Origin of the sequence: Anaerococcus marasmi, assembly GCF_900290195.1 — a bacterium.
In the GTDB taxonomy this organism is placed as follows: Bacteria; Bacillota; Clostridia; order Tissierellales; family Peptoniphilaceae; genus Anaerococcus; species Anaerococcus marasmi.
Genome location: NZ_OLMF01000004.1, coordinates 1431612 through 1457271, shown reverse-complemented (window position 1 = coordinate 1457271; position 25660 = coordinate 1431612). Strand labels below are relative to the sequence as shown.

The 25660-nt window shown below is 35.2% G+C and carries 20 protein-coding genes; 19 read left to right on the top strand and 1 reads right to left on the bottom strand.

The window, feature by feature from the left end:
* Positions 1–100: 100 nt before the first annotated feature.
* From dnaN to C7D97_RS07420, 14 genes are all read left to right on the top strand, one after another.
* Entirely contained in the window at positions 101–1213 is a 1113-nt protein-coding gene (dnaN, locus tag C7D97_RS07485; RefSeq protein WP_105301441.1) for a DNA polymerase III subunit beta, read from the top strand.
* A 7-nt stretch (positions 1214–1220) separates the two neighbouring features.
* The gene (locus C7D97_RS07480; protein ID WP_105301440.1) at positions 1221–1427 is read left to right on the top strand and encodes an RNA-binding S4 domain-containing protein; all 207 of its coding nucleotides are present in this window, start codon (positions 1221–1223) and stop codon (positions 1425–1427) included.
* Positions 1427–2506: a DNA replication/repair protein RecF gene (gene recF, locus C7D97_RS07475; RefSeq protein ID WP_105301439.1), complete on the top strand. Its 1080-nt coding sequence runs from the start codon at positions 1427–1429 to the stop codon at positions 2504–2506. The genes C7D97_RS07480 and recF overlap by 1 nt, the downstream gene beginning before the upstream one ends.
* A gap of 1 nt (position 2507) precedes the next feature.
* Positions 2508–4409 carry a DNA topoisomerase (ATP-hydrolyzing) subunit B gene (gene gyrB, locus C7D97_RS07470; protein ID WP_105301870.1) on the top strand — a complete coding sequence of 634 codons (1902 nt, stop codon included), beginning with the start codon at positions 2508–2510 and terminating at the stop codon, positions 4407–4409.
* 8 nt (positions 4410–4417) lie between these two features.
* The gene (gyrA, locus tag C7D97_RS07465) at positions 4418–6862 is read left to right on the top strand and encodes a DNA gyrase subunit A (protein ID WP_105301438.1); all 2445 of its coding nucleotides are present in this window, start codon (positions 4418–4420) and stop codon (positions 6860–6862) included.
* Entirely contained in the window at positions 6855–7160 is a 306-nt protein-coding gene (locus C7D97_RS07460) for an STAS domain-containing protein (RefSeq protein WP_105301437.1), read from the top strand. Before gyrA ends, C7D97_RS07460 begins: the two co-directional genes overlap by 8 nt.
* A 1-nt stretch (position 7161) precedes the next feature.
* A complete protein-coding gene (locus C7D97_RS07455; protein WP_105301436.1) occupies positions 7162–7497 on the top strand; it encodes an ATP-binding protein in 336 nt (111 codons plus the stop codon).
* Entirely contained in the window at positions 7497–8264 is a 768-nt protein-coding gene (locus C7D97_RS07450) for a SigB/SigF/SigG family RNA polymerase sigma factor (RefSeq protein ID WP_105301435.1), read from the top strand. The genes C7D97_RS07455 and C7D97_RS07450 overlap by 1 nt, the downstream gene beginning before the upstream one ends.
* 106 nt (positions 8265–8370) lie before the next feature.
* A complete protein-coding gene (locus tag C7D97_RS07445) occupies positions 8371–9675 on the top strand; it encodes a DUF438 domain-containing protein (RefSeq protein ID WP_105301434.1) in 1305 nt (434 codons plus the stop codon).
* Between the two features lie 142 nt (positions 9676–9817).
* Complete coding sequence (locus C7D97_RS07440) at positions 9818–10120, top strand: cupin domain-containing protein (protein ID WP_105301433.1); 303 nt, start codon at positions 9818–9820, stop codon at positions 10118–10120.
* 159 nt (positions 10121–10279) lie between these two features.
* Positions 10280–11146 (top strand): ATP-binding cassette domain-containing protein, encoded by an 867-nt coding sequence (locus C7D97_RS07435; RefSeq protein ID WP_105301869.1) that lies wholly within the window; start codon positions 10280–10282, stop codon positions 11144–11146.
* Positions 11136–11891, top strand: coding sequence for an ABC transporter permease (locus C7D97_RS07430; protein ID WP_240308896.1), 756 nt, complete (start codon positions 11136–11138; stop codon positions 11889–11891). Before C7D97_RS07435 ends, C7D97_RS07430 begins: the two co-directional genes overlap by 11 nt.
* 47 nt (positions 11892–11938) lie before the next feature.
* Positions 11939–12604 carry a response regulator transcription factor gene (locus C7D97_RS07425; protein WP_105301431.1) on the top strand — a complete coding sequence of 222 codons (666 nt, stop codon included), beginning with the start codon at positions 11939–11941 and terminating at the stop codon, positions 12602–12604.
* The gene (locus C7D97_RS07420) at positions 12591–14099 is read left to right on the top strand and encodes a sensor histidine kinase (RefSeq protein ID WP_105301430.1); all 1509 of its coding nucleotides are present in this window, start codon (positions 12591–12593) and stop codon (positions 14097–14099) included. Before C7D97_RS07425 ends, C7D97_RS07420 begins: the two co-directional genes overlap by 14 nt.
* Positions 14100–14292: 193 nt before the next feature.
* On the opposite strand, the gene C7D97_RS07415 is transcribed toward C7D97_RS07420, so the two are convergent.
* Positions 14293–15273: a hypothetical protein gene (locus C7D97_RS07415; protein ID WP_105301429.1), complete on the bottom strand. Its 981-nt coding sequence runs from the start codon at positions 15271–15273 to the stop codon at positions 14293–14295.
* Between the two features lie 256 nt (positions 15274–15529).
* On the opposite strand from C7D97_RS07415, the gene C7D97_RS07410 reads away from it, so the two are divergent.
* From C7D97_RS07410 to C7D97_RS07390, 5 genes are all read left to right on the top strand, one after another.
* Positions 15530–17329 (top strand): peptidoglycan amidohydrolase family protein, encoded by a 1800-nt coding sequence (locus tag C7D97_RS07410; protein ID WP_105301428.1) that lies wholly within the window; start codon positions 15530–15532, stop codon positions 17327–17329.
* Positions 17330–17645: 316 nt separating this feature from the next.
* A complete protein-coding gene (locus tag C7D97_RS07405; protein ID WP_105301427.1) occupies positions 17646–19790 on the top strand; it encodes an ABC transporter substrate-binding protein in 2145 nt (714 codons plus the stop codon).
* Between the two features lie 397 nt (positions 19791–20187).
* Entirely contained in the window at positions 20188–22383 is a 2196-nt protein-coding gene (locus tag C7D97_RS07400) for an ABC transporter substrate-binding protein (RefSeq protein WP_105301426.1), read from the top strand.
* Between the two features lie 341 nt (positions 22384–22724).
* Positions 22725–23687, top strand: coding sequence for an ABC transporter permease (locus tag C7D97_RS07395; protein ID WP_105301425.1), 963 nt, complete (start codon positions 22725–22727; stop codon positions 23685–23687).
* 1 nt (position 23688) lies between these two features.
* Complete coding sequence (locus C7D97_RS07390) at positions 23689–25653, top strand: ABC transporter permease subunit (protein ID WP_105301424.1); 1965 nt, start codon at positions 23689–23691, stop codon at positions 25651–25653.
* Positions 25654–25660 lie beyond the last annotated feature (7 nt).

Genomic DNA, 25660 nt, shown 5'->3' with positions numbered 1-25660 from the left:
AGATATTTGGCTACATTTAGCCTTTATATAAACTTATCCACATTTATACAGGCCCTACTAATAATACTACTAAGTATATATAATAAGTTAAGGAGTAACCATGAAATTTAAAATCAATCAGCAAGATTTAATGAATGCAATTACGATTGCGATGAAAGCTGTCTCAAAGAGTACCAATATACAGATACATGAATTAATATACTTTGAGTGTTCTGATAACTCTCTTTCACTAAGAGCCTTTGATGGTGAAATATCTATAAAGACAAATGTAGAAGCTGTAGTAGACGAAGAAGGAGAGATGGCTGTTAAGGCAAGTCTAATCTCAAATATAGTAAGAAAACTCCCAAACGACATAGTTATAATAGAAAACAAAGATGGCAAAATCTCTATAAAATGTCAATCTTCAAGCTTTAACCTAATAGCCTTCGACTATTATGACAAAAATGATTTAGATATTCCAGAAACTAAGGCTATAGAAATAGATAATGACATCCTTAAAAGATCTATAGGACAGACAGAGTTTGCTACAAGTCTAGATGAAACTAAACTTGCCCTAACAGGAATATTATTTGAACTAAAAGAAGGATACTTAAATATGGTAGCCCTAGATGGTTACAGGGTTTCCCTAAAGAAGGTAAAACTAGCTTACCCAACAGACTACGAAGACAGTGAATATATCATACCTAAAAGATCACTATTAGAATGGTCTAGGATTATTTCTGACGATTTGACAAGTAAGCTATATAAAAATGAAAATGACCTAATATTTTCAAGCGGAAGCACTACCATGCAATGCAAGGTAATTGACAAAAACTTTATCGACTATAGAAATATTATAAACGATATTTCAGAAACTAGTGTTATACTTGATAAGAGAGAGTTGATCAATTCCCTAGATCGTGCCCAAGTCCTATCAGATCCAGGAAGAGCCAACCTTATTAAAATAGAGCTTTCTGATAATGTTATGCTTATAAAATCAAACTCAGAGATAGGAGATGTTAGGGAAGCTATAGATGTAGAGCAAAAGGGAAGTGATCTAGAGATAGCCTTTAATGCTAGGTATATGCAAGAAGGTGTAAAGGCTTGTGACTCATCAAAGATAAAGTTAAACTTCAAATCATCCCTAAATCCATGCCTAATATATCCAGAAAATTCAACTTACGAAGATGAGGACTTTACCTATCTAGTTCTTCCAGTAAGACTTGCGAATTGAGGTAGCTATGGGAAAAATTGAATTTGAAAGTGAAGAGATAAAATTAAAAGATTTACTAAAAGCAAGCAACATTATCCCTACAGGAGGTCTTGCCAAAGTTATAATAAAGGAAGAAGGAGTACTTGTAAATGGAAGTCCTTGCTTTGTGGCAGGAAGAAAGCTTTACAAGGGAGATGTAGTCGAATTTGATGATTTTTCTATTACAATTGTATAATGCGGATCAAAGATTTAAAGTTAAATAATTTTAGGAATTATTTTTATGAAAATGTAGAATTTAATAAAGACTCCAATATCTTTATAGGAGATAATGCCCAGGGCAAGACTAATCTTTTAGAAAGTGTCTACTATCTGGCCAATGCGTCAAGCTTTAAGAAGATTAGAGATAAGGATATAATTAGGTTTTCTCAAAGTCAGATGAAGCTAGCTGGAACTATAAGAAAGGGCAGGTCTTTTAAGGAAGTTCTCATAGAAGTAAAGGATAATGATAAGAGTATTTTCGTAAATGGAGTAAAATATGATAGGAGGAAAGATTTAAGATCTCTTTTCAAGATTGTATTATTTACTCCAGAAGATCTCGGAATAATTAAGGATGGTCCAAGTCGTAGGAGAGATTTAATCGATGAAATTATAGAAGAAATTGATCTATCTTATAAGGCCAACAAGAGAGATTACGATAAGATTCTCTATCAAAGAAATAAGCTTTTGAAAAAACAAAAGGCTCCCTACTTTGAGGAACAGCTAGAGGCTTTCGATAAGTCTCTTAGCAAACTTTCGTACAAGATATATAGGACTAGGGATAAATTCATCAAAATTATTGATAAATTTTCTAGAGAATTTCACTCATCTCTAACATCAAATAAGGAAGAGTTAAAACTAAGCTATAAGGCTGATATAGAAGCTTCAAGTCTTAGAGAATATGAGGAAGTTTTTAGATCGGCGAGAGACTTAGATTTTAAATATCTTACAAGCCAAAGAGGAATCCATAGGGATGAGATTGAAATAAGTATAAATGGTAAAAATACCAAAAGCTTTGCTTCTCAAGGCCAACAGCGTTCGGCTATCTTAAACATTAGACTTGCAGAAGTAAGGTTGATTAAGGAAGTGACAGGTGATGAGGCTGTCATTTTGTTTGATGATGTCTTTTCAGAATTAGATGAGAAAAGGTCTATGTTTTTGTTAGAAAACCTCAAGGGTTTTCAGACAATAATAACTGCAACTAATACCAAGAGCTTGGAGTACGTAGATAAGGAAAAGATTTCATATATCTTAGATGGAAAGATTAGAAAGGAATAGTATGCAAGATAACAATTATGATGCTGGCAATATCAGGGTCTTGGAAGGACTAGAACCAGTTAGACTAAGACCTGGTATGTATATAGGTTCGACCAGTGAAAAGGGACTTCACCACTTAGTTTACGAAGTCGTTGACAACTCTGTAGATGAAGCCTTGGCAGGTCGTTGTGACTACATAAAGGTAACAGTAAGTAAAGATAATGTAATAAAAGTCGAGGATGACGGTTCGGGAATACCTGTCAAAGAACATCCTACAACTCACAAATCAACGCTCGAGACAGTCCTTACAGTATTGCACGCAGGTGGTAAGTTCGATGACTCTGCCTATCAGTTTTCAGGAGGACTTCACGGTGTAGGTGTTTCTGTAGTAAATGCCCTAAGTGAATACTTGGAAGCTCAAGTAAAAAGAGATGGCCATATCTACAAGATGACTTTTGCCAAGGGAGAAGTCACAAGTGATTTGGAAATTGTAGGAGATACGGATGAGACTGGTACAACTATAACATTCAAGCCAGATGGAGAGATTTTTGATACAACAATATTTGATAGGAAAACTTTAGAAAATAGGTTTAGGGAAATGGCCTTCCTTAATAGGGGAGTGGAAATAATCCTAGAAGATGAGAGGGAAGACTTTTCCGAAAGCTTCAAATATGAAGGTGGAATCAAGGAATTTGTAACATATCTTAATAGAAATAAGACTCCAATTATGGATCAAGTTCCTCACTTTGATGGGATGCAAGAAGACATAGAAGTAGAAGTAAGCTTTCAATACACTGATGGCTACAGTGAAAATATCCTAACCTATGCCAATAATATCCACACACCAGAAGGTGGAACCCACCTATCAGGTTTTAGGTCAGCCCTAACAAGAACAGTAAATGATTACGCTAGAAACTTTAAGTTCCTAAAAGAAAATGACGAAAACCTTCAAGGTGACGACATAAGAGAAGGAATTACTGCTGTAGTTTCCATCAAAATATCAGACCCACAATTTGAAGGACAAACCAAGGCTAAACTTGGAAACTCAGAGGTAAGGGGAGCTGTGGATACATTCGTAAGTGAGAGACTTCAAGCTTATCTAGAAGAAAATCCAAAACCTGCCAAAAATATAATAGAAAAGGCCCTAGCATCCAGAAGAGCGAGAGAAGCTGCAAGAAAGGCAAGAGACTTAACTAGGAAAAGATCTATCCTAGATTCGACAACTCTTCCAGGAAAGCTTGCAGACTGCCAATCAACCGACCTTTCCGAAAATGAAATCTTCATAGTCGAGGGTAATTCTGCGGGAGGATCTGCTAAGGGTGGAAGGGATAATAGAATTCAAGCTATCCTTCCTCTAAGAGGAAAGATTATGAACGTAGAAAAGGCCAATCTAGATAGGATCTTAAATTCAGAAGAAATTAAGGCTATGATTACAGCCTTCGGTACAGGAATAGGCAAGGAATTTGATATATCCAAACTCCGCTACGGTAAAATTATAATCATGACCGATGCCGACGTCGATGGTGCCCACATCAGAACCCTTCTTTTGACCTTCTTCTACAGATACATGAAGCCATTAATAGACGAAGGCCATGTATATGTTGCCCAACCACCTTTATATAAGATCAGTCACGGCAGAAATGAACGCTATGTATACACAGATGCTGAAAGAGATAAGGTCCTTAAGGAAATCAAGGCTGATAAGTATAAGATAAATAGATATAAGGGTCTTGGTGAGATGAATGCAGATCAACTATGGGATACCACAATGGATCCAGATCACAGAGTTCTTCTAAGAGTTAATGAAGACTTAGATTCAACTAGTACAGATGATACTTTCTCACTTCTAATGGGAGAGAAGGTAGAACCAAGACGTAACTTTATTCAAGAAAACGCCAAGTACGTATCAAACATTGACGTATAGGAGGCAAAATGATAGAAGATAACAATATTATTAATGTAGACCTAGAAAAGAAGATGAAGGACTCCTATCTCGAATACTCCATGAGTGTAATCGTATCTAGGGCCCTTCCAGATGTAAGAGATGGTCTAAAACCAGTTCATAGGAGAATCCTCTACGGAATGGAAGGCTTAGGACTTGATCCAAATAAGCCTACTAGAAAATCCGCCAGGGTAGTCGGTGATGTAATGGGTAAATACCACCCTCACGGTGATAGTGCCATCTACGATGCCTTGGTAAGACTTGCCCAAGACTTCTCAACTAGATATCCTTTGGCCCAAGGTCAGGGTAACTTCGGTTCAATAGACGGAGATGACGCAGCTGCTATGCGTTATACAGAAGTTAGAATGAGCAAGATCGCCAAGGAGATGCTAAGAGATATCAACAAGGATACGGTCGACTTTATGCCAAACTTCGACGAAGAAGAATTGGAACCAGTTGTCCTTCCTTCAAGATTTCCTAACCTCCTTGTAAATGGATCAAATGGTATAGCTGTAGGTATGGCTACAAATATGGCTCCTCACAATCTAGGAGAGTCAATTGAGGCCTGTATAGCCTATATGAAAGATCCTGAGATTTCCATAGAAGATTTAAATAAAATAATACCAGGACCAGACTTTCCAACAGGAGCCTACATCCTCGGTAAATCAGGAATAAAGGATGCCTATAGTACAGGACGAGGCAAGGTAAAGCTCCGTGCTGTTTGTAAAATCGAACCCTTTAAGAAAAATAGGGAAAGAATCATAATTACAGAAATTCCTTACCAGGTAAACAAGTCCCGACTAATCGAAAAAATAGCAGACCTTGTCAAAGATAAGAGAATTGATGGCATATCTGATATTAGGGATGAGTCAGACAGAAAGGGAATGAGAATTGTAATAGAGATCAAAAGAGACTCTAATGCAAATATCGTCTTAAATAACCTATACAAATACACTCAGCTTGAGACAACTTTCGGAATAATAAACCTAGCCCTAGTAGATGGGGTGCCTAAGGTTTTAAATCTCAAGGAATTAATCGAATACTACATCGACCACCAAAAGGATGTAGTAACTAGAAGGACAAGTTTTGACCTATCCAAGGCTAAGGCTAGAAAACACATTGTAGAAGGTCTTATAATAGCAATCGATAATATCGATGAAATAATAAGAATAATCAGATCTTCTTATGATAATGATGAGATTAAGAAAATCTTCTTTGAAAAATTCGGCCTTACAGACAAGCAATCTCAAGCCATCCTTGATATGCAACTTAAAAGACTATCAGGACTTGAAATTGACAAGTTAAATGCAGAAAACAAAGAGCTAGAAGAGACTATAGCATATCTACTTTCTATCCTAAATTCAGAAGGAAACCTCCTCAATCTAATAATCGATGAGATGGAAGAAATAAAAGAGAAATTCTCTGATGACAGGAGAAGCAAGATTATCCCAGATGAGGGTGAAATAGACATAGAAGAGCTAATCGAAAAAGAAGATGTTCTCCTTACCCTAACTAAAGATGGATATATCAAAAGGCTCCCTATAGATACCTACAAGGTTCAAAATAGGGGTGGCAAGGGGATAGCTGCAGGAAATACCAAAGAAGGAGACTTTATCAAGAAGATAAAGACAACCAATACCCACGAAGACCTATTATTCTTCACATCCTTCGGTAAGGTCTACTCCCTAAAGACCTACGAAGTTCCAGAAGGAAGCCGCCAATCAAGAGGAACAGCTATTATAAATATCCTAAAGCTAGAATCTGGAGAAAAGATTACAGAAATGATGACCCTATCTGAATTAAATAAGGATAGCCAAATAGTCCTTCAAACCAAGATGGGTACAATCAAGAAAACTGATGCCGAAAACTTCACCAATATTAGGAAAAATGGAATCATAGCCATTTCACTAAAAGAAGACGATAGGTTAATCTCAGTTAGACAAATAGATAAGGAAGAAGAGCTAATAATATCAACTAAAAATGGTATGACCATCCAATTTAATTCAGCTGATCTTAGATCTATGGGAAGAATAGCCCAGGGTGTAAGGGCAATCAAGCTCGATAAGGGAGACGAAGTTGTATCAATGAATATAAAAGGCGATGAGACCTATCTTCTTGTAGTAACAGAAAACGCCTACGGCAAGAAGACTTCCTTTAACAATTTTAAAAATCAAAACAGGGGTGGTAAGGGTGTCAAATGCCACAAGGTTACAGAAAAAACTGGAAAAATCATAGATACTTTACCAGTCGACCTAGATAATGATATAATGATGGTGTCTCTATCAGGTGATATGATAAGATTAAATGTAAGGGATATATCTATAACAGGTAGAAACACAGTAGGTGTTAAGCTTAAAAACCTTACAGATGAAAATGACAGAATTGTTTCAGTAACTAAATATAGCACTTTAGAAGAAGAGGAAGAAGATGTTTAAGGCAAATATTACAGACGAAAATGACAAGTTAGTGCTAGATCTTTCTGGAGATCTCGATGTATATTCAGAAGAAGAGTTCAAATCTCTTATAGAAGATGAAATAGAAACTGTGAACAAAGACATATTAATAGATATCAAAAATCTTGACTATCTTGACTCAACAGGTCTTGGTATGTTCATGAAAATATATAAGATAAATAAGGAAAGAGGAAAAAAAGTAAAAATAATCAATCCGAAAGAAAATATTTTAAAGCTTTTCAAGATTACAGATCTTACAGAAATATTTGAGATGGTGTAATATGGAAAAAATAAGCATTAAAATCCCTGCAAATAGCCTCTATATCAAATCATTGAGGCTCTTTGCAGCAAGCCTTGCCTCAGATTTGGGCTTTAATATAGAAGAAGTCGAAGATATAAGAGTAGTAGTATCTGAGGCAGTTAATTACAAATTAAATCAAGAAGACATCACAGTAAACTTCTATGCAGAAGAGAAAAACCTTAAGGTAGAAGTAAGAGGAAAGGACAGAGAGCTTGAGCCAAGAGCCCTTTCTATGAGAGACTTAATCCTAGAAGAGTTATGTGATGAACTAGAAATCGAAGATGAAAAGATTCTACTTACAATAAGGGCAGAATAATGTCTAAGTCAAGCAAAAAAGAGCACAAAGAGGCCATTCAAGAAAAATTCGAAGAGTATTATGAAACTCGCGACATAAAACTAAGAGATGAGCTTATAGAAGAACATATGTATATAGTCGATATCCTATCCAACAAATATGTAGGAAAGGGAATCGAAAAAGACGATCTCTACCAGGTAGCAAGCCTAGGCTTGATCTATGCTGTAGAAAGATACGATCCAACCAAGGGCTTTGCCTTCTCATCCTTTGCGACTCCAACCATAATGGGAGAGCTTAAGAGATACTTTAGGGATAAGGGTTGGGTAATAAGAGTTCCTCGTAGGATACAGAATCTCTACAAAAAGATCAATACAGCCAAAAAAATCCTCCCACAAGAACTTCAAAGAACACCAACCATAGCGGATATAGCTGACTATTTGGGAGAAGATGAGGAGACAATACTAGAGACTATGGAAGCGAGCAAGGTCTACACTCCACAATCCTTGGACATGAAATATCAAGTCCAAAAGGGAGAAAACGCCATTGACCTATCAGATATGATTGGAGAAGAAGATAAGAACTTCGACTCAATAGAACTTAAAGATCTGATTGATAAGTCAAAAGAAAGATTAAATGACCTAGAAAAAGAAATCTTAGAACTCAGATACTACGAAGGAAGAACCCAGGTAGACATAGCAAATACCTTGGACATAAGCCAGATGACAGTATCAAGAATTGAGAAAAAAATCTTACAAAAATTTAGTATAGAATTAGAAAAAATGAAATAAGGATCTCGTTAATGCGGGGTTCTTTTTCTTTGCCATGTAACATATGTTACTGATTACCATTCTCAATAGTTATATAATAAAATCAGTTAAAGATATGGAGGCAAGTATGAAAATTGATATAAATAAAACAGTTTTTGATTTAATAGAAGAAAATCCAGAACTTAAGGATATACTCACAGAAATAGGATTTAAGGGCCTAGATAACCCACTCTTGCTTAAAAGTATGGGCAAGAAAACATCGCTCAAAAGGGGAGCGGGCATCATGGGCATAGAAAATTTAGAAGATAAAATAGAAAACTATGGTTACAAAGTTTCTGATTCTTCACTAGACCCAGAGGTTATTAGGAGAAAAGAACTTGTCAAATCCTATATCACAAGACTTTCTGAAGGAGAGGACCTAGAAAATGTAAGGAAAGATTTCAAAGAAAATTTCCAAGGAGTCTCATCATCAGAGATAATGGATGCAGAAGAAGAACTCCTACAATCTGGAATCGATAAGGACGAAGTAAGAAAACTTTGCGATGTCCACTCTTCCCTCTTTCATGGGATGACCCACAAGGAAAATAGTGAGGAAAGAAGTATAGATCCATTTATATCCTACATGGAAAGAGAAAACGACAAGGTAAAAGAAATAATAAACGAGGCCAAAGAAGATAAAGACTACGATAAGCTAATGGCTATAGGAAGTCACTACAAGAAAAAGGGAGATTTAATCTATCCCCTCCTTAAAGTAAAATACAATAAACCGGGCCCATCAGATGTGATGTGGGCTGTAGACATAGAAATAGCTAAGGCTATTAGAAAAGCTGTAAAGAAAAAAGACGAGAAAGCCCTAGATAAAGCTATCCAAAGGGCAGAAGAGATGACCTACAAGGAAGATAATATCCTTTACCCCCTCTTGGAAGAAAATGTAAGCGGGGAAGACCTAGACTTACTCTACAAGGACCTAAAAGACTACTACCACTCCCTAATCTCATACGAAGAAATAGAAAGTGAAGAAAAAGAAAGCAAAGAAGAAGATGGCTTTGTCACTTTCAAGAAAGGCAAATTAAGCTACGATCAAATCGAAGCAATATTTGACACAATGGATGTAGAAATCACCTTTGTCGATGATAAGGATATAAATACCTACTTCAACGACCATGAGGGAAGTAAGGTCTTCAAAAGACCAGAAAGTGCCCTAGGCCGCCCAGTATATTCCTGCCACCCACCCAAGGTAGAACCTATAGTAAGAGGACTAATCAAGGACTTCAAAGTAGGCAAAAGAGACGAGTTTAGAATAGTTAGACCTATAGGAGGCAAAGATACGTCAATTACTTACTATGCTGTAAGAGATAAGGAAGGAAAGTACAAGGGAGCTTTGGAAGTAGTTCAAGACTTAAGCTTCTACAAGGATTATCTTACAAAATAGAATAAGCTATGATATTTTAATCTCTCAACTAGTGTGTAACTAAATGGGAGATTTTTTATTTTAGGGAGAGAAGGAATAAATTTAAATGTAAATAAAATACTTTTGAAAAGGGTATAGATGGACTAAAATAGGAGGAGATTTGATGGAGGTTTTTAATTTACTTGATCATATAAAGTTTTCTGAGTTAGAAGAAGTTGAGGAGGGAATTTTTGAAAATGAGAAGGTCAGGGCTCTTAGGACCATGTCCCTCAACCAAGTGACAGACTATATGGTTCAAGATGAGGATGAGTTTGTTATTCTTATGGAAGGACTAGCTTCCATTGAAACAGAAACGGAGATAGTAAGGATGAAAAAGGGAGATTTTCTTTTTATTCCCAAGGGCTTAAGGCATAGGGTGATAGATCAGGATAAGGCTATTTGGTTTTGCCTTTTTGTTAAAATTTAAAATAATTTAGATATTGGATGCTGATTTATGAAAAGTGGCATCTATTTTTATACAATGTTAAATCAATGGAGCTTTACCTATATATTTTACAAAAAATCTAAACTATCTGCACTTAAAATCCACATCTTTGATTTATTATATAGATGTAAGGAGCAAGATATGATTAAAATAGATAATTTAAAAGTCTCCTATGGGGATAAAAAAGTATTGGATATTAAGGAGAAATTAGAATTTAAAGATGGGGAGAAGATAGGAATAATTGGCTCAAATGGAGCTGGAAAAACAACACTCATCAAGGCTATTCTTGGAATCATTCCCTTTAGTGGAAATATAGTAACGGGTATACCTAGGCAAGAGATTGCCGTTCATATGCAATTTAATAATTATTCTGAGAGTGTATCTACTAGGGATATTATTCAAATGGTTGCTAATAGTAAAATTGAAAATGATAAAAGTTTATCAGAATTAATAGAGTTTTTTGATTTTAAAAAACTATTAAAAAAATCTTTTAAAGAACTATCAGGGGGAGAAAAACAAAAACTAACTCTTATCTTAGTTATGTGGAAGGATTCTCCTATAACGATGTTCGATGAAGTGACTACTGGACTTGATTTTGTAACTCGTCAGATGCTGATGGAGAAGATTTTGGATTATTACAAGGGCAAGAGTACTAGCATACTTTTAGTAAGCCACTACTATGAAGAGCTTGAAAATATTTGTGATAAGCTCCTATATATCCACAAAGGAAGGGTTTTATTTTTTGGATCTAAGAAAGAGATGTTCAATAAATATTGCGCGAAGTCAGTGATACTAACTGAGGATAATGATATAACAAATAGCTTGATAGGGAAAGAAGATAGGATAGCTTCTATGACTAATAAGATAGCTGCAGGTTTTGATGACAGTACTAGAGAAAAAGATCTGATCAATAAGCTTGTTGAAAATAATCAAAATTTTGAAAGACTAAATGAGTCCATAGAACTTACTGTATTGAATGCATTATCTAAGGAGGGATATGATGAATAAGTATATAATAAAGTATGAAACTAAATTATTATTGAAAAACTATGCAACAATATTTTTCGGCTTAGTTTTTCCTTTGCTTATGGCATCCCTAATCATAGTTGGTGTTGGTTCAAAGCTACCAATTCAGTATGTATCAGAAGCTAAAAGGAGTATAACTTTAACTATAAACATAATATCACCTTTATCTATATTTTTGATTGGTCACGCCAGTATTACAGCTAAGGATATGGAAGAAGGAGTTTATGATAGATTAGAGCTTTTTTCCATAAAACAGTTTGTTATGGCTAAGTATAAGTTTTTGATTTACTATATATTTTTTCTAATATGCACTATCATATATTTTTTAATAATCATGAATGCTTTCAATGTAGAATTTACTATGATAGAATTATTAAGACACACTATATATGTAAGTTTGATAGATATGAGCTCTTTCTTCTTAGCCTATGCTATTTGCCTATATACAAAAAAATATTCCTTATCTTTCGGTTTAACTATGGTTTTATATTTTTTAACTATGATTCTAAGTGGAATGATGGGAATTTCTGTAGATGATATGCCAGAATCCGTAAGATATATTGCTAGAGCTATTCCAACAAGTCACTTTTCATCAGCAGAATATTTGGATGAAATATCCAAGGGAATCGTAAATTATACTTTCATCCAAGGATTAATATTACTAATTCTAATATCCTTAATTATGATGGTTTTGGCTATAAGGAAAAATAAGAGAAGAGATAATTAATTCATATCTTTCTGAAAATACTATATAATCAAACTAGGGGTGATTGTATGAAAAGTATACTATTTCTAGAAGATGAAATAGATATTAGAGAAGTATTGTCTGAATATTTAAAAATCGCTGATTTTTCTGTAACTGTCACTGATGATGGAAATGAAGCGATTGAAATTTTAAATGAAAAAAAATTTGATGTAGCAATATTGGATATAATGGTAAATGGGAAAAGTGGTCTTGAGGTACTAGAATTTATTAGAAAGAATAAAAAAATAAAAAATACTAATGTAGTAATGCTTACAGCCTTAGAAGATATAAATACGCAGATAGAGGCTTTTGACCTATATTGTGACGACTATATTATAAAGCCTGTTCAACCTATTTTACTCATAAAGAAAATAGAAATGATTTTACAAAGGAGAGGTAATAATTATAACTTATCTCAGGATGGTCTTGTACTAGATAATGATGGATTTAGGCTATTGTATGACGGCAAAGACCTAAAACTAACAGTTACAGAATTTCAGCTAATGAAATTATTTATAGAGAATAAAAAAAAGGTTTTTTCTAGAGAGAACCTAATAACTAGCTTATATGACACTACATTTTATGGTTCTACTAGAACCATAGATTCTCATATAAAAAATCTCAGGAAAAAACTACCGAAGGAGTATATAAAAACTCTTGTAGGAGTAGGGTACAAATTTAATGAAGAAGCCTAAGCTAAATATAAGTGAGAAAAATTTCATATACAACATAATACTGACTCTTTTGATATGCTTTATAGTATTTTCCTATATGATATTCTTTATGCCTAATATTTATTTAGAGAAGAAGAACCAAGAAAATGAAGACTTAGCCCTTAAGGTTCATGAATCTTTTGTGAAGGATATATCTTACGATAGTGCAAGAGATGTGGCAAAAGAAGGGATGATTTCCTTATACAAAAAGAATAATAGTGACGAGGTTCGTTTATCAGGTCTAAATTTTGATACCATTATCAAGATAAAAAATAAAAATATTTTAAATTTTCTACAATACTTAGAAAATTCTAAAGGCTCATTTGATGAAGAAGTCTTTAAAAACAAATTCTTCCATATAAAGGAAGACTTATTAAAATCATTGGAGGATTTTGTAGATATAAAAGGGCTAGATTATGTGGAAGTCGACTCAGATGATTCCATTTTTGTGAAAGAAATAAGAGATTCAATACTTATTAAGTCTGTATCCAGAAAAAAAGATAGGTCGGCAATAAGTTTTATGTTAATAACTTATAAGGACTCGGGGATATATATAAGCACTTATCCTCTATTGTTTGATGATCTAACTGGGGTAAAAAGTACTATAATATCAGCCTTTCCAATTATATTTTTGCTAGTTGTAATAATAGTCTTTCTTTTAAATAGAATTTATTCAAAATCTATTACAGATCCAATTCTAAAGATGAGTAAATTTACAAGAGAATCTAGAGATAATAGAAATATTTCATATGATTTAGACATCCATACCAATGACGAAATAGAAGAATTATCAGAAAATATCAAAGAAACTTATAAGGCACTTACAGAAAATTACAAAAGTCTTGAAAAATCAAGTGAAAAAAGAGAAGTATTCTTCAAATCAGCATCTCATGAGCTCAAAACTCCAGTTCAAGCAGCTATATTGTTAGCAGATGGAATGATAGAAAATATAGGAAAATACAAAGATAGAGATATATACTTACCAAAATTAAAAGATAAATTAATTAATCTTCAAGTCTTGATAGGAGATTTGCTCTACCTAAATAAACTGGATGAAGAACCTATATTAGAAAAACTTGACCTAAGATCTATAATGGATGAATCTATAATTAACCATACAGATCTCTTAGAAAAAAAGAAGATATATCTGAGTATTAAGGGTTCTAGATTAGATAAAATAGATTATGATCATTTTAGAATAGTATTCGATAATATCCTTAAAAATGCCATAGAATATACCGATGATTATGGAAAAATAGAGATCGAGTTTTCTTCTGATATTGTCATAAAAAATTATCCTACAAGAATAGATTCGGATATACTAAACAATATCAAAAAACCATTTGTATCTTCAAATACGTCTAAATCTAGAGGGATGGGAATGTATATAGTGGAAAGCCTCTTAGATGATTGTGCTTATGGTTTTTCTGTAGATTATGAAAATGAAATATTTACTATAATAATTTATAAGAATTAAAAAGAGGCTGTTGCATAATTAATAAATCATTCCACCACAGTTAGAATAATCCCCATGGAGTAGCCGACTGGCTAATCGACTCCACCAGCCGACAGGCACAAACTGACCTACCGGCCAGGAGAGGTAACTCCTAAGATAACATTCTAACGATGGTACATGAATACTCACAATTTTGCAACAACCTCTTTTAACCTTATTCACCAGGATACATTGTAGATGAACCTGGATACATTTTTGCTAGTTCATTTATTATTAGACCTATGTCACCGTAGCCGGTTTCTTCTAGGATTTTTTGGCCACGACTTGCTGCTAGGTCTATGTCTTCGTTAGTCATTTGAGCCACTACATCAGGGTCGAATTCGTAAAGTTCAACTAGGCTTCTTTTAAATTCATCATAATCACTTTGATTTTCTGCAAATTTCTCTACATTTTGGCTAGATTCTACTGCTTTTACTTCATTAGTAGGACTTTCGTTTTTGTCGAAATTATTTTTGCCAACTATTTCTATATAGTCATTGTAAAGGCCTTCTGGATTTTCGTCATAGGCTTTCTTAAAGGCTTCTTCAAGCTTCTTATCAGACATATTGTCTATTTCTGCTTGATCATAGCCAAGATTTGCTATGAACTTTCTTTCGTCAGCGTACTTATCTGTAACTTTATCAGTGCTTTTAGGCCAGTTATATAACTCTTCTATAGAATCTAGTGGGAATTTGTTTGAGTATTCTCTATAGTCTTTGGCAAGTTCTTGGAAGAAGAAGTCCTTCACATCCCAATAACCTGTCTTATTACTTGCAGATTTGGCACGTAGATAGTATTCTTTGATATCGTCATCTGTTAATTCATCTAGGACTTTTGGGTCGAATTCTCCGATATCTGTTATATATTTTCTGATATCGTCGTAATTGATGTTTGTAAGAGCATCTTCTACATTTTTATCAGAACTGTCGCCCTTTTTCTCTTCTTTTTTATCTTCACTTGAATCTTTATCTTCATTATTTGAATCCTCGTCCTTGTCATCAATCAAGTCGGAGTCTTTACCGTTTTCGTTTCCTTCGGCTAGCGCATCTTCTATTGTTTTCTCTGATACATTTCCCTTATTAGATCCTTCCAAGTTTTGGCATGAACTTAGAGCTAGAATAAGAGCAAATGCTAATAATATATTTCTTTTTTTCATATATCCCTCCGTTTTTAATATGATACCCTTTTTGCTTGTTTTTAATAATTGTACTATTTTTTGGAGGGAAATTTATATTTTTTATAAAAATTTGATAAAAATTTCAAAAAATAGAGAAATTTTGTAACCTTTTTGTTGCAATTTTGATTGAAATAGTCTATAATATTCTTGAAATACCAAAATACAGGAAAAATAGCTAAATACTATAGATTATTTGTAATTAATTTGTAATTAAAATTTTATGGAAGAGGTAGAGATGAAGAAGGTAAATAAAACAATACTTTTAGCATCAACACTGTTTATATCTCAGGCTTTGATGTCAGGAACATATTCATATGCAGAAGAAGACTATAAACAAGATGTTGATGATAATTTATCACAAGATTTAGGAGAAGATGAAGCTTCAACTAGCGAAGATAATGATATAGCTACATACGATGAAGAAAACCTTGATATGATCCTATCTGACTTAGAAGAGATGGGATATAATAAGACAAGTGGCGAAGAGCTAGAAGCTGATAGTAAAGAAGAAAATGATACAGAAGATGAGGCTGATGAATCTAGCGAGAAGGAACTTGCTCCTGAACAAGAGATCTCTGTTAAGGAGATTTCTGGAGACAAGGGACCAGCAGATGATAAAAAAGTAAAGGAAGATACTTCAAAAGATATCATCTATTATGATAATTCTAGTCTCGATGACATATATAATGAAGTTGGAGTACGTGATTCTAATACTTCTACATCTGATAGGGGAGCTTCCTTAGAGGATAAATCAAGGAGCGAAGATAAATCAACAAGCGAGTCTTCTTGGTATGAAGAAAATTCCAAAGTATACCATAAAGATAGTGAAGGTAATGTAAGCAAGGGCCTTACAGAAATAGAAGGTAAGAAGTATTACTTTGCAAATGATGGAAGTCTTCAAACAAACAAGAAGGTTCTTACAAATGATTCCTACTATGAAGCAAGCGATAGGGGAATCCTAACAGCCAAGATAAACTCTTGGGTCAATGTAAATGGCAAGACATATCGCACAGATGAAAACGGAAAAATCTATAAGGGTGTGACAAAAGTTGGAAATGACTACTATAACTTCAATGACGAAGGAGCTCTTACAACTAGCAAAAAAGAAATAAAAGACGGAAAACTATATGTAACCGATAAAGAAGGAAGGATTACAAATCCTAAAAACTTTTGGGCTGCAATAGATGGTAAGACCTATAGAAGTGATAATGACGGAAAACTTGTAAGAGGTGCTCATACTATAGCCAAATACACCTATGTATTCGATAAAGATGGAGTCATGGCCCAAAATAAAGGAATAATGTCTGCAGGAAGATACTACAAGACAGACAATAGGGGAGTTGCTACAAATCCAAAGAACGCTTGGTTTGAATTTAATGGCAACAAATACCACACTAATGTCAATGGTTACGTTCAAGAAGGTGTTTGGGAGATTGATGGAAATTATTATTACTTCACATCAAATGGCCTCCAAAAGAACACAGAAGTAACTCAAAGGGGAGTAACCTACAAGGTTGATGGCAACGGTCTTGCAAAGCCAGTAGATAATAACATTAAAGGCTCAAAGAATCTCGATAAGGTTATTGAGTGGATGTTTACAGGAAGAAGAGCTGGCCTAACTTATGATATGCACTGGAAGAATAGAACATCTGACTGGGCAGCAGATTGTTCATCAGCAGTTTATAGGTCTCTAATCTACGGAGGATTCCTAAAACAAGGCTCAGCTATAGGAAATACAGAAACACTCTTTAAGTTAGGAGCAGCAGGCAAGGTATTGTATGAAATCTCTGAAAGTGAGATAAGATACGGAGATATATTCGTATCAGGAAGGCCTGGTGCAAGTGCGGGAGCCGCTGGACACACTGGATTTATCCTAAACAGGGCAAATGATACAATAATCCACATGTCCTACGGACAAAATGGAATAGCTGTTACTCCTAGAAAAGGCTACATGGGAGATTCTTCTGGTCTACCTGTAAGATACTACAGACTTGTAGGAGCAGATTCAGACAGATTATACGAAAACAAAAAATAAAATTTAAGGAGTTCTACTTGATAGAAGTAGGCTCTTTTTTTATTTATAGAATTAAATTTAGAAAAATACATAATTTATTTCAATATTATGGACTTTGAGTGCTTTAGAAAATCTTTATACGAATAATCTGTGAATAAGATTTATTTTTGAAATGTTGTTTTTATTTAGAGGATGTCTTTATAACAATAATTCTTTATAAGATAGATGTGAAAATACAAGAAAGTAAATTAATACTTATACACAAATCTTTGACTAAAATGAATAAAAAAGGTAGAGTGTAAACAATTTCATAAAATATTAAATAAGGAAGGTTAGCATGAAGATTAAAAAAGTTTATTCATCTCTAATGGCTCTAGGACTCATCCTAAGTCTATCCGCATGTGGATCTAGCACAGATTCAACCAAGGGTGGAGCGGATAAAAAGAGCGAAAATGAAGAGACTGAAAAAGCAACAGAAGATGAAAAAGTGTCAGAGACTCCAGAAGATTTTGAAAAGCAAACATCTGATGACACTATAGTAGTGGGAGTTGATTCCATAAATGGAGATTTCATCCAAGGCTATGCCAATGATGCAAACGACGTAAAGGTAAGAAGATTCATGGGTATAGAAGGAAACAACGGCTATGACTGCTATGTTCTTGACGAGGAAGGTAAGTTTCAAACAAACACAGCTGCCCTTGAAAAAGACCCTGAAGTAAAGATTAACGAAGATGGCTCACGAACAACAACTTATACCATAAAGAAAGACCTAAAATGGTCAGATGGAGAGCCTATCACAGCTGATGATTATATATTTGGAATCCTTCTAGAATCAGACAAGGACTTTAACCCACTTACTGCATCTATGAATATAGGAGCAGACGCGCTCTTAGGCTACAAGGCCTTCAAAAATGGTGAGACAGATAGCTTTGAAGGAATTGAAAAACATGACGACTATAGCTTTAGTCTAACAGTAGATCCTTCACAACTACCATATTATGAAGTTGAAGTCCTTTCAAACGCAGGACCTAGCCCAATGCATTATATAGGGGAAAACCTAGCTGTAGCAGAAGATGGAAAGAAGCTTGTAGTTAAAGAAGGCTATGAAGTTACAGATAAGGATATAGACGACTACAAGAAATCTATAGATAAACAAATAGAAATCCTAAAAGAAGGCTTCGAAGAAGATAGCGAAGGCCTTGATAAGGAAAGTGACGAATACAAAGAAGCCAAGGAAGAATTAGACAATCAAGTAGGAGATCTTGAAGCTCGTAAAGACGGAGACGTGGATCCTACTAGATTACTCATCGAAGAAGCTATGATCAAGCTTACAAGTGATTACAGATTTAACCCTAAGGTTACCTGTGGACCATACAAGTTCGATAAGTTCGAAAACAACATGGTTAGACTTGACCTAAATGAAAACTACCAAGGAAACTTCAAAGGTGATAAGGCAACTATTCCTCATATCATTGTTCAATTGGTAAACAAGAACATTGGACCAGACCTTCTAGAAAATGGAGATATAGATATTTGGGAAGGCGAAGCTGACGGATCAAAGATCGACCAACTCAAAAAAGCAGCAGAAGATGGCAAAATCCAAGTAGGTTCTTACGAGAGAAATGGTTATGGAAACCTAACCTTCCTAGTAGATAGGGGAGCAACCCAATACAAGGAAGTAAGGCAAGCTATAGCAAGCCTAATGGATAGGAATGAATTCGTCCAATCCTTCTTAGGTGGTTATGGTGTTGTAACTAACGGTAGGTACGGTACAAGCCAATGGATGTATAAGGAAAGAGGAGCAGACGTCGAAGGAGAATTGGTAAATTGGGTTCTAAATATCGATAAGGCAAATGAACTTCTTGACAAAACTCCATACAAGTTCGAAGCTGATGGAACAACTCCTTGGGATAAGGACAAGGCTCTTGATGAATTTAACAAAAACCAAGAAGGCTTCGACTACTATAGATATGATGAAAACGGAAACAAGCTCGTTGTAAATCAATATGGTGCAGAACAATCCCCAATTACAACCCTAATATCTAACCAACTTCCTCCAAATGCTAAACAAGCTGGAATGGAATATAACGTAACAAGCGGATCCTTCTCAACCCTAATAGACCTTTACAACTTCCCTAAGGAAGATGCAGAATATACAGCCTTCTCAATGGCAACAGACTTTGCTACACCATTTGACCAATGGCTATACTATTCAAAGGAAGGTCCATTTAACAAAAACAGGGTAGACGATCCAAAGGCGGATGAAGTAACTACTGCCCTAAGAAGAACAGAGCCAGGAGATAAGGAAGCTTACCTAGATAAGTGGGAAGAATTCCAAAAATGGTACAACGACTACCTACCAGAAATCCCACTCTACTCAAATGTCTTCCACACAGGTTATACCAACAGGATTAAAGGCTTTGACGTGATGACACCAGTATGGCAAGTAGCTGATCAAATCAATGCTATGACAATTGAATAAAGATTTTTATAAATAAATTAAGTAAAAGATCGAAAAAGAGGTGAGATTTAGATAATCACCTCTTTTTTGATGGAAATTTTTTATTTGTATTATTTAGGCAAAGCATTTGCCCTATCATTAGAAAAATAAAAATACAAGAAGTTAATTATTCTATAAATAATTTCTCGTAGAGAAAAGTATGGCGGATGTTGAAATTCAACAGATTATCACTTTAACAAGACCTAGATACCTGTATTATATTACATGAATATAATTCAAAAATCCCTAATATTAAAGAAATATAAAGAATAAAAATTCTATATAGTGCATAAAACTTTAGGAAATTCTTGACAAAATCTATTCATTGAGTTAAAATATATAAATATAAAAGTTACTTAATTTTTTAGGGGGAAAACCAATGAAAATGAAAAAAGTTTTTTCTTCATTGATGGCACTTGGACTAGCTAGTACTCTAGTTGCTTGTGGCGGTGGAGAAAATAAAGACGACAAAGCTGCTAATAATGACGCAGATACAAAAACTGAAGATAAAAACGAAGAAGCTACAGACGATAAAGATGCAGCTGAAGGTGAAGAAGCTGGTGAACAAAGCACTGAAGACTTTGAGGCACAAACATCAGACGACACTCTAGTAGTAGGTCTTGGTGAGCTTAACGGAGACTTCTATGGTGGTTGGACAAACAACTCAGGAGATGTTAAGGTTAGAAAATATCTTGGTATCGAAGGAAACAACGGTTACCAAACAGTTGTTCAAGACGAATCTGGAGCTTGGGTAAATAATACAGCTGTTCTAGATGGTGAGCCTTTATCAGAAGATAACGAAGATGGATCAAAGACTGTTACATTCAAGATCAAACAAGATCTTAAATGGTCTGATGGCGAACCAATCAAGGCAGATGAATTCCTATTCGGTGCCCTACTTCACACTCACCCAGAATATACCAAACTAACAGGTTCCACAAACCCAGGAGCTGACTCAGTTAAGGGATATGAAGCTTACAAGAAGGGCGATAGTGATGTATTTGAAGGTCTTGAGAAAGTAGATGACTACACATTCAAGGTTACAATTGATGCATCATTCCTTCCATACTACGAAGAAGCATCTCTACTAGCTGTTGCACCACACCCAATGCACTATCTAAACGAAAACTTAGCTCTTTCTAAAGAAGGTAACAAGCTTGTTGCTAAGGAAGGCTATGAAGTTAGTGATGAAGAGAAAGAAAACTATGTAAAGAACCTGGATGAACAAATCAAAAAACAAAAAGAAGACTTTGAAGAAAACAATCCAGCTCCAGCAGATGATGCAGCAGAAGAGGACAAAAAAGCTTACGAAGAAGCTAAACAAGCTCACGATGAAGCAATTAAAGACCTAGAAGAGCGTAAAAATGGAGATGTAGATCCTACTCAACAACTTATCGATGAAGCTATGCTTAAGGAAGTTAATGAATATAGACTTAATCCAGCAGTTGTAACAGGACCTTACAAGTTTGAATCATTTGAAAACAACATGGTTAAACTAAGCCTAAACGAAAACTATGCTGGAAACTTCAAGGGTGATAAGGCTACAATTCCTAATGTAATCCTTCAAACTGTAAACGCAAAGATTGCTGTAGACTTACTTGAAAATGGAGATATCGATCTTTGGGAACAAGAATCTGAAGGTGGTCCAATCGATAGAATGAGAGAAGCTGCTGAAAGCGGAAAGATCGGTGGATATAACACATTCGAAAGAAACGGTTATGGTAACGTAAAATTCCTAACAGACAGAGGAAGTACAAAATACAAAGAAGTTAGACAAGCTATCGCTCACCTAATGGATAGAAATAGCTTCGTACAATCCTTCGCTGGTGGATACGGTGTTGTAACTAACGGTATGTATGGTAGCAGCCAATGGATGTATAAGGAAAGAGGAGCAGATCTTGAAGGTAAGCTAATCAACTACCAAATGAACTTAGATCAAGCTAATGCCCTTCTTGACAAAACACCTTACAAGTTCGAGGCTGATGGAACTACACCTTGGGATAAGGCTAAGGCTGATGAAGCTTTCGCATCTAACCCAGATGGATTTGACTATTATAGATATGATGAAAATGGTAAGAAGCTTGTAGTTAACCAATATGGTTCTGATGAATCACCAATTACAACATTGATCTCTAACCAAGTACCAAACAATGCTAAGCAGGTTGGTATGGAATACAATGTTACAGCTGGTTCATTCGCAACTCTTCTAAACTACTACTACTATCCAGAAGAAGACCCAGAATATACAGCGTTCAACATGGGTACAGACTTCGGTACACCATTTGATCCATGGTATCAATATAACTCAGAAGGACCTTACAACTACTCTAAGGTAAATGATCCAAAGGCTGATGAGTTGACAGTTAAACTACGTAAGACACCTGCCGATAAAAAGGATGAATATTTAGATAACTGGGAAGAATTCGAAATCTGGTACAATGATTACCTACCAGAAATCCCACTTTACGCTAACCAATTTCACACAGGTTACACAAAGAGAGTTAAGGGATTCGATGTTAATACGCCAGTATGGCAATCAGAAGATCAAATAAATGCTCTTACTTTGGAAAACTAATAATAAGTAAATTAAAGGGGCTCACTTGAGTGAGCCTTTTTATTTTATTTATTGCGATTATACATAAACTATCAAATGTAATTGCAAAAAAATCATAAAGTTATGAAATAATATGCATAATTATGTCGTTATTTTACCAACGTTTACATTTGGCGGACCTCTTTATATAATAATTAAATAAGATAGGTGGTTGACAAAATACGACTAATATTATAACATATAAATTATAAAAATTATTAACTTGGGTTTGTTTATCATTTTTTTAAAAAAGACTACATATTTATCAGTATACTTTAACAAGATAACGAATCTCAATGTTATAAAAAATAGGAAGGGAAGATATGTTTCGTTATATAGTTAAGAGAATCATAAATTTAATACCAGTAGCTCTAATTATATCCATAATGCTTTTTGCTTTCTCTAAAGCTATGCCAGGAGATCCAATCAAGGCTATGATGCCTACTACAGGTCGTATGACTAAGCAAGAGCAAGAAGAGCTATACCAAACACTTCAAGCAAGATATGGACTCGATAAGTCCTTGCCTGAGCAATATGTAAGATGGCTTGGAAGAACTTTGAAGGGTGATTTGGGAGAATCTACCAGAGTTAGAAGACCAGTTTCTGAATATCTATCAGAGCCTCTCAAAAACACCATATTTTTAAATATTGGTTCGACAATTCTATCATTTGTACTTTCGGTCCTTATAGGAATAAGGTCGGCCACGCACAAGGGAGGGGCTTTTGATAAGACCTTCCAGACTTTGACCCTAGTGGGTCTATCAATTCCTGTATTCTTTATAGGACTTATTTTGATATTCGTCTTTGCCTTTAGGCTAGGATGGTTTCCTGCTAATGGTATGCCTAGAGAAAATACCTTTGGAGAATGGGTTAAGTATCTAGTTTTACCAACAGCGACCCTAACCATAGGTTCACTTGCATCCCTATCAAGATATGTAAGAAACTCTATGTTAGATGCCCTAGACCAAGATTATATAAGAACAGCGAGAAGTAAGGGCTTAAAAGAGAAGACCGTAATCTATTCTCATGCCTTTAGAAACGCCCTTATACCAGTAGTTACCGCCCTAACTTGGGCTGTACTTGGAATGTTTTCGGGTTCAGCTATAACTGAGAGAATTTTCTCTTTTAGGGGAATCGGTAACGAACTGATAATGGCTGTAATGGCTCAAGATTACAATGTAATTCTTGCCCTATCAATGTTTTATGCTGTGCTTACTCTTCTTGGAAACTTATTGATGGATGTGGCCTATGCCCTAGTAGATCCAAGAGTTCAATTGGAGGCTTAAGATGAATACGACTTTAAAAAAATCTGTAAAATCATATGGAAGTTTCTTGAAAAATTTCTTCTTAAGAGCCTTCACATTATCTAAGGGAGAAGAATTTAACGACAGTAATAATTCCTTTGACAATAAATCAGATGACGAATTACTCCACAGTGATAATAAAAATGTGGATAAGGGACCAAGAAAGGAAGACGAAAATGATAAGTTAAAAGAAGAAGCTATCATGTCTCCGGGAAAGGTAGCCCTTAGAAACTACTTTAGAAACCCTTTGGGTATTATAGGACTTATGCTTTTTGTAGCGATAGTCCTAGTAGTATTTGTAGGAAGTAAAGTTCTTCCATTTAACCAATACTACTCCCAAGGAAACTTAACTAATGTTGCTCCAGGTGGAGCTTATATGAACTATCCTTCTGATCTAGAAAAAGAAGGAGTTGAGAAGATCTCTATAGGTAATACCTTCTCTGCAGGACTTAGCAAAGAGGGAAATGTCTATGTTTGGGGATCTGACAACGAAGATAAGGTACTAGAAATTCCTGATAAGGCCAAAGAAGCCTTAGCTAACAAAAAAATCGTAGATATAGCGGCAGGAGATAGGCATATCATTGCTGCTACAGAAGATAACGAGATATACGGTTGGGGTAACAATGCCTTCCAACAAAACCAAATGCCACCGATGGATGAGGCTAAGGTAAAAGAGGAAGGAATCGAAAAACTCGGAGCAGGTGTTCAATACTCCGTAATTCTTACAAAGAAAAACAACCTAGTTGTATGGGGATCAACCCTTGCGAGTAGACTTAACCTTCTTCCTTCTGATATAAAGGGACAAGTTGTAGATTTTGCAGCAAATCCAATTAATATCCTAGCTATAATGAAGGACGGATCTATAAGACTTTTGGGTGTAATGGGTGCAGAAATTGATACTCAAATGCCAGAAGAGCTTAAGACAGGCAAGGTTAAGACTAAAAAAGTAGCCCTAACATCTTCATCAGCAGCAGCCCTATCGGAAGATGGCAAGCTCTATGTTTGGGGACCTACTAGAGATAAGGTTTCAGGAGATGCGATACCTAAATTTGAAGCTCCTCTTGTAGATATCAAGGCAAGTGATTCAGTTTTCACAGCCCTTGACGAAAACGGAAAAATCTACCAATGGGGTAAGGAAAACTACGGAGAGCTAAAGACTCCAGAAGGAGAATTCGATCAAATTTATTCTTCATATTTTAACAATTACGCAGTAAACAAAGAAGGCAAAATCGAAACTTGGGGTCTAAATGGTTTTAGATTTGGTTCTGACGATCAAGGTCGTGATATTTTCACAAGACTAATCCACGGTGGTAAGATGACCATGGTAATCTCTTTGATCTCTACAGTAATTCAAATAGTCCTCGGTGTACTTATCGGTATGATTTCAGGTTTTGCTGGAGGAAAGATAGACAATGTATTGATGAGATTTTCTGAGATTGTGGCATCTTTCCCATTCTATCCAATGTTGATTTCTCTATCAGCCCTACTCCCACCAGGAGCAAGCCAAGAGCAAAGAATCACTATGGTTATGATTCTTCTAGGTCTACTTGGTTGGACGGGACTTGCAAGACTTGTCCGTGGACAAATCCTTGCCGAAAGAGAAAGAGATTATATAACAGCGGCGAGAGCCTTGGGAGTTAAGAACTGGTCTATTATGATCAAGCACATCTTCCCAAATATCTTATCAATAGTAATTGTAAATGCGACTATAGGTTATGCTGGAAACTTGCTAACAGAATCTGGTCTATCCTTCCTAGGATTTGGTGTACAAGAGCCAACTCCTTCTTGGGGTAATATGCTTACTGCAGCCCAATCATCAGATGTACTAAACACTTACTGGTGGAGATGGGTATTCCCAGCACTTGCAGTATTTTTGACATCATTTTCTGTAAACCTAATCGGTGACGCCTTAAGAGATGCCATCGACCCAAGAGCAAACGAAAGATAGGTTATAA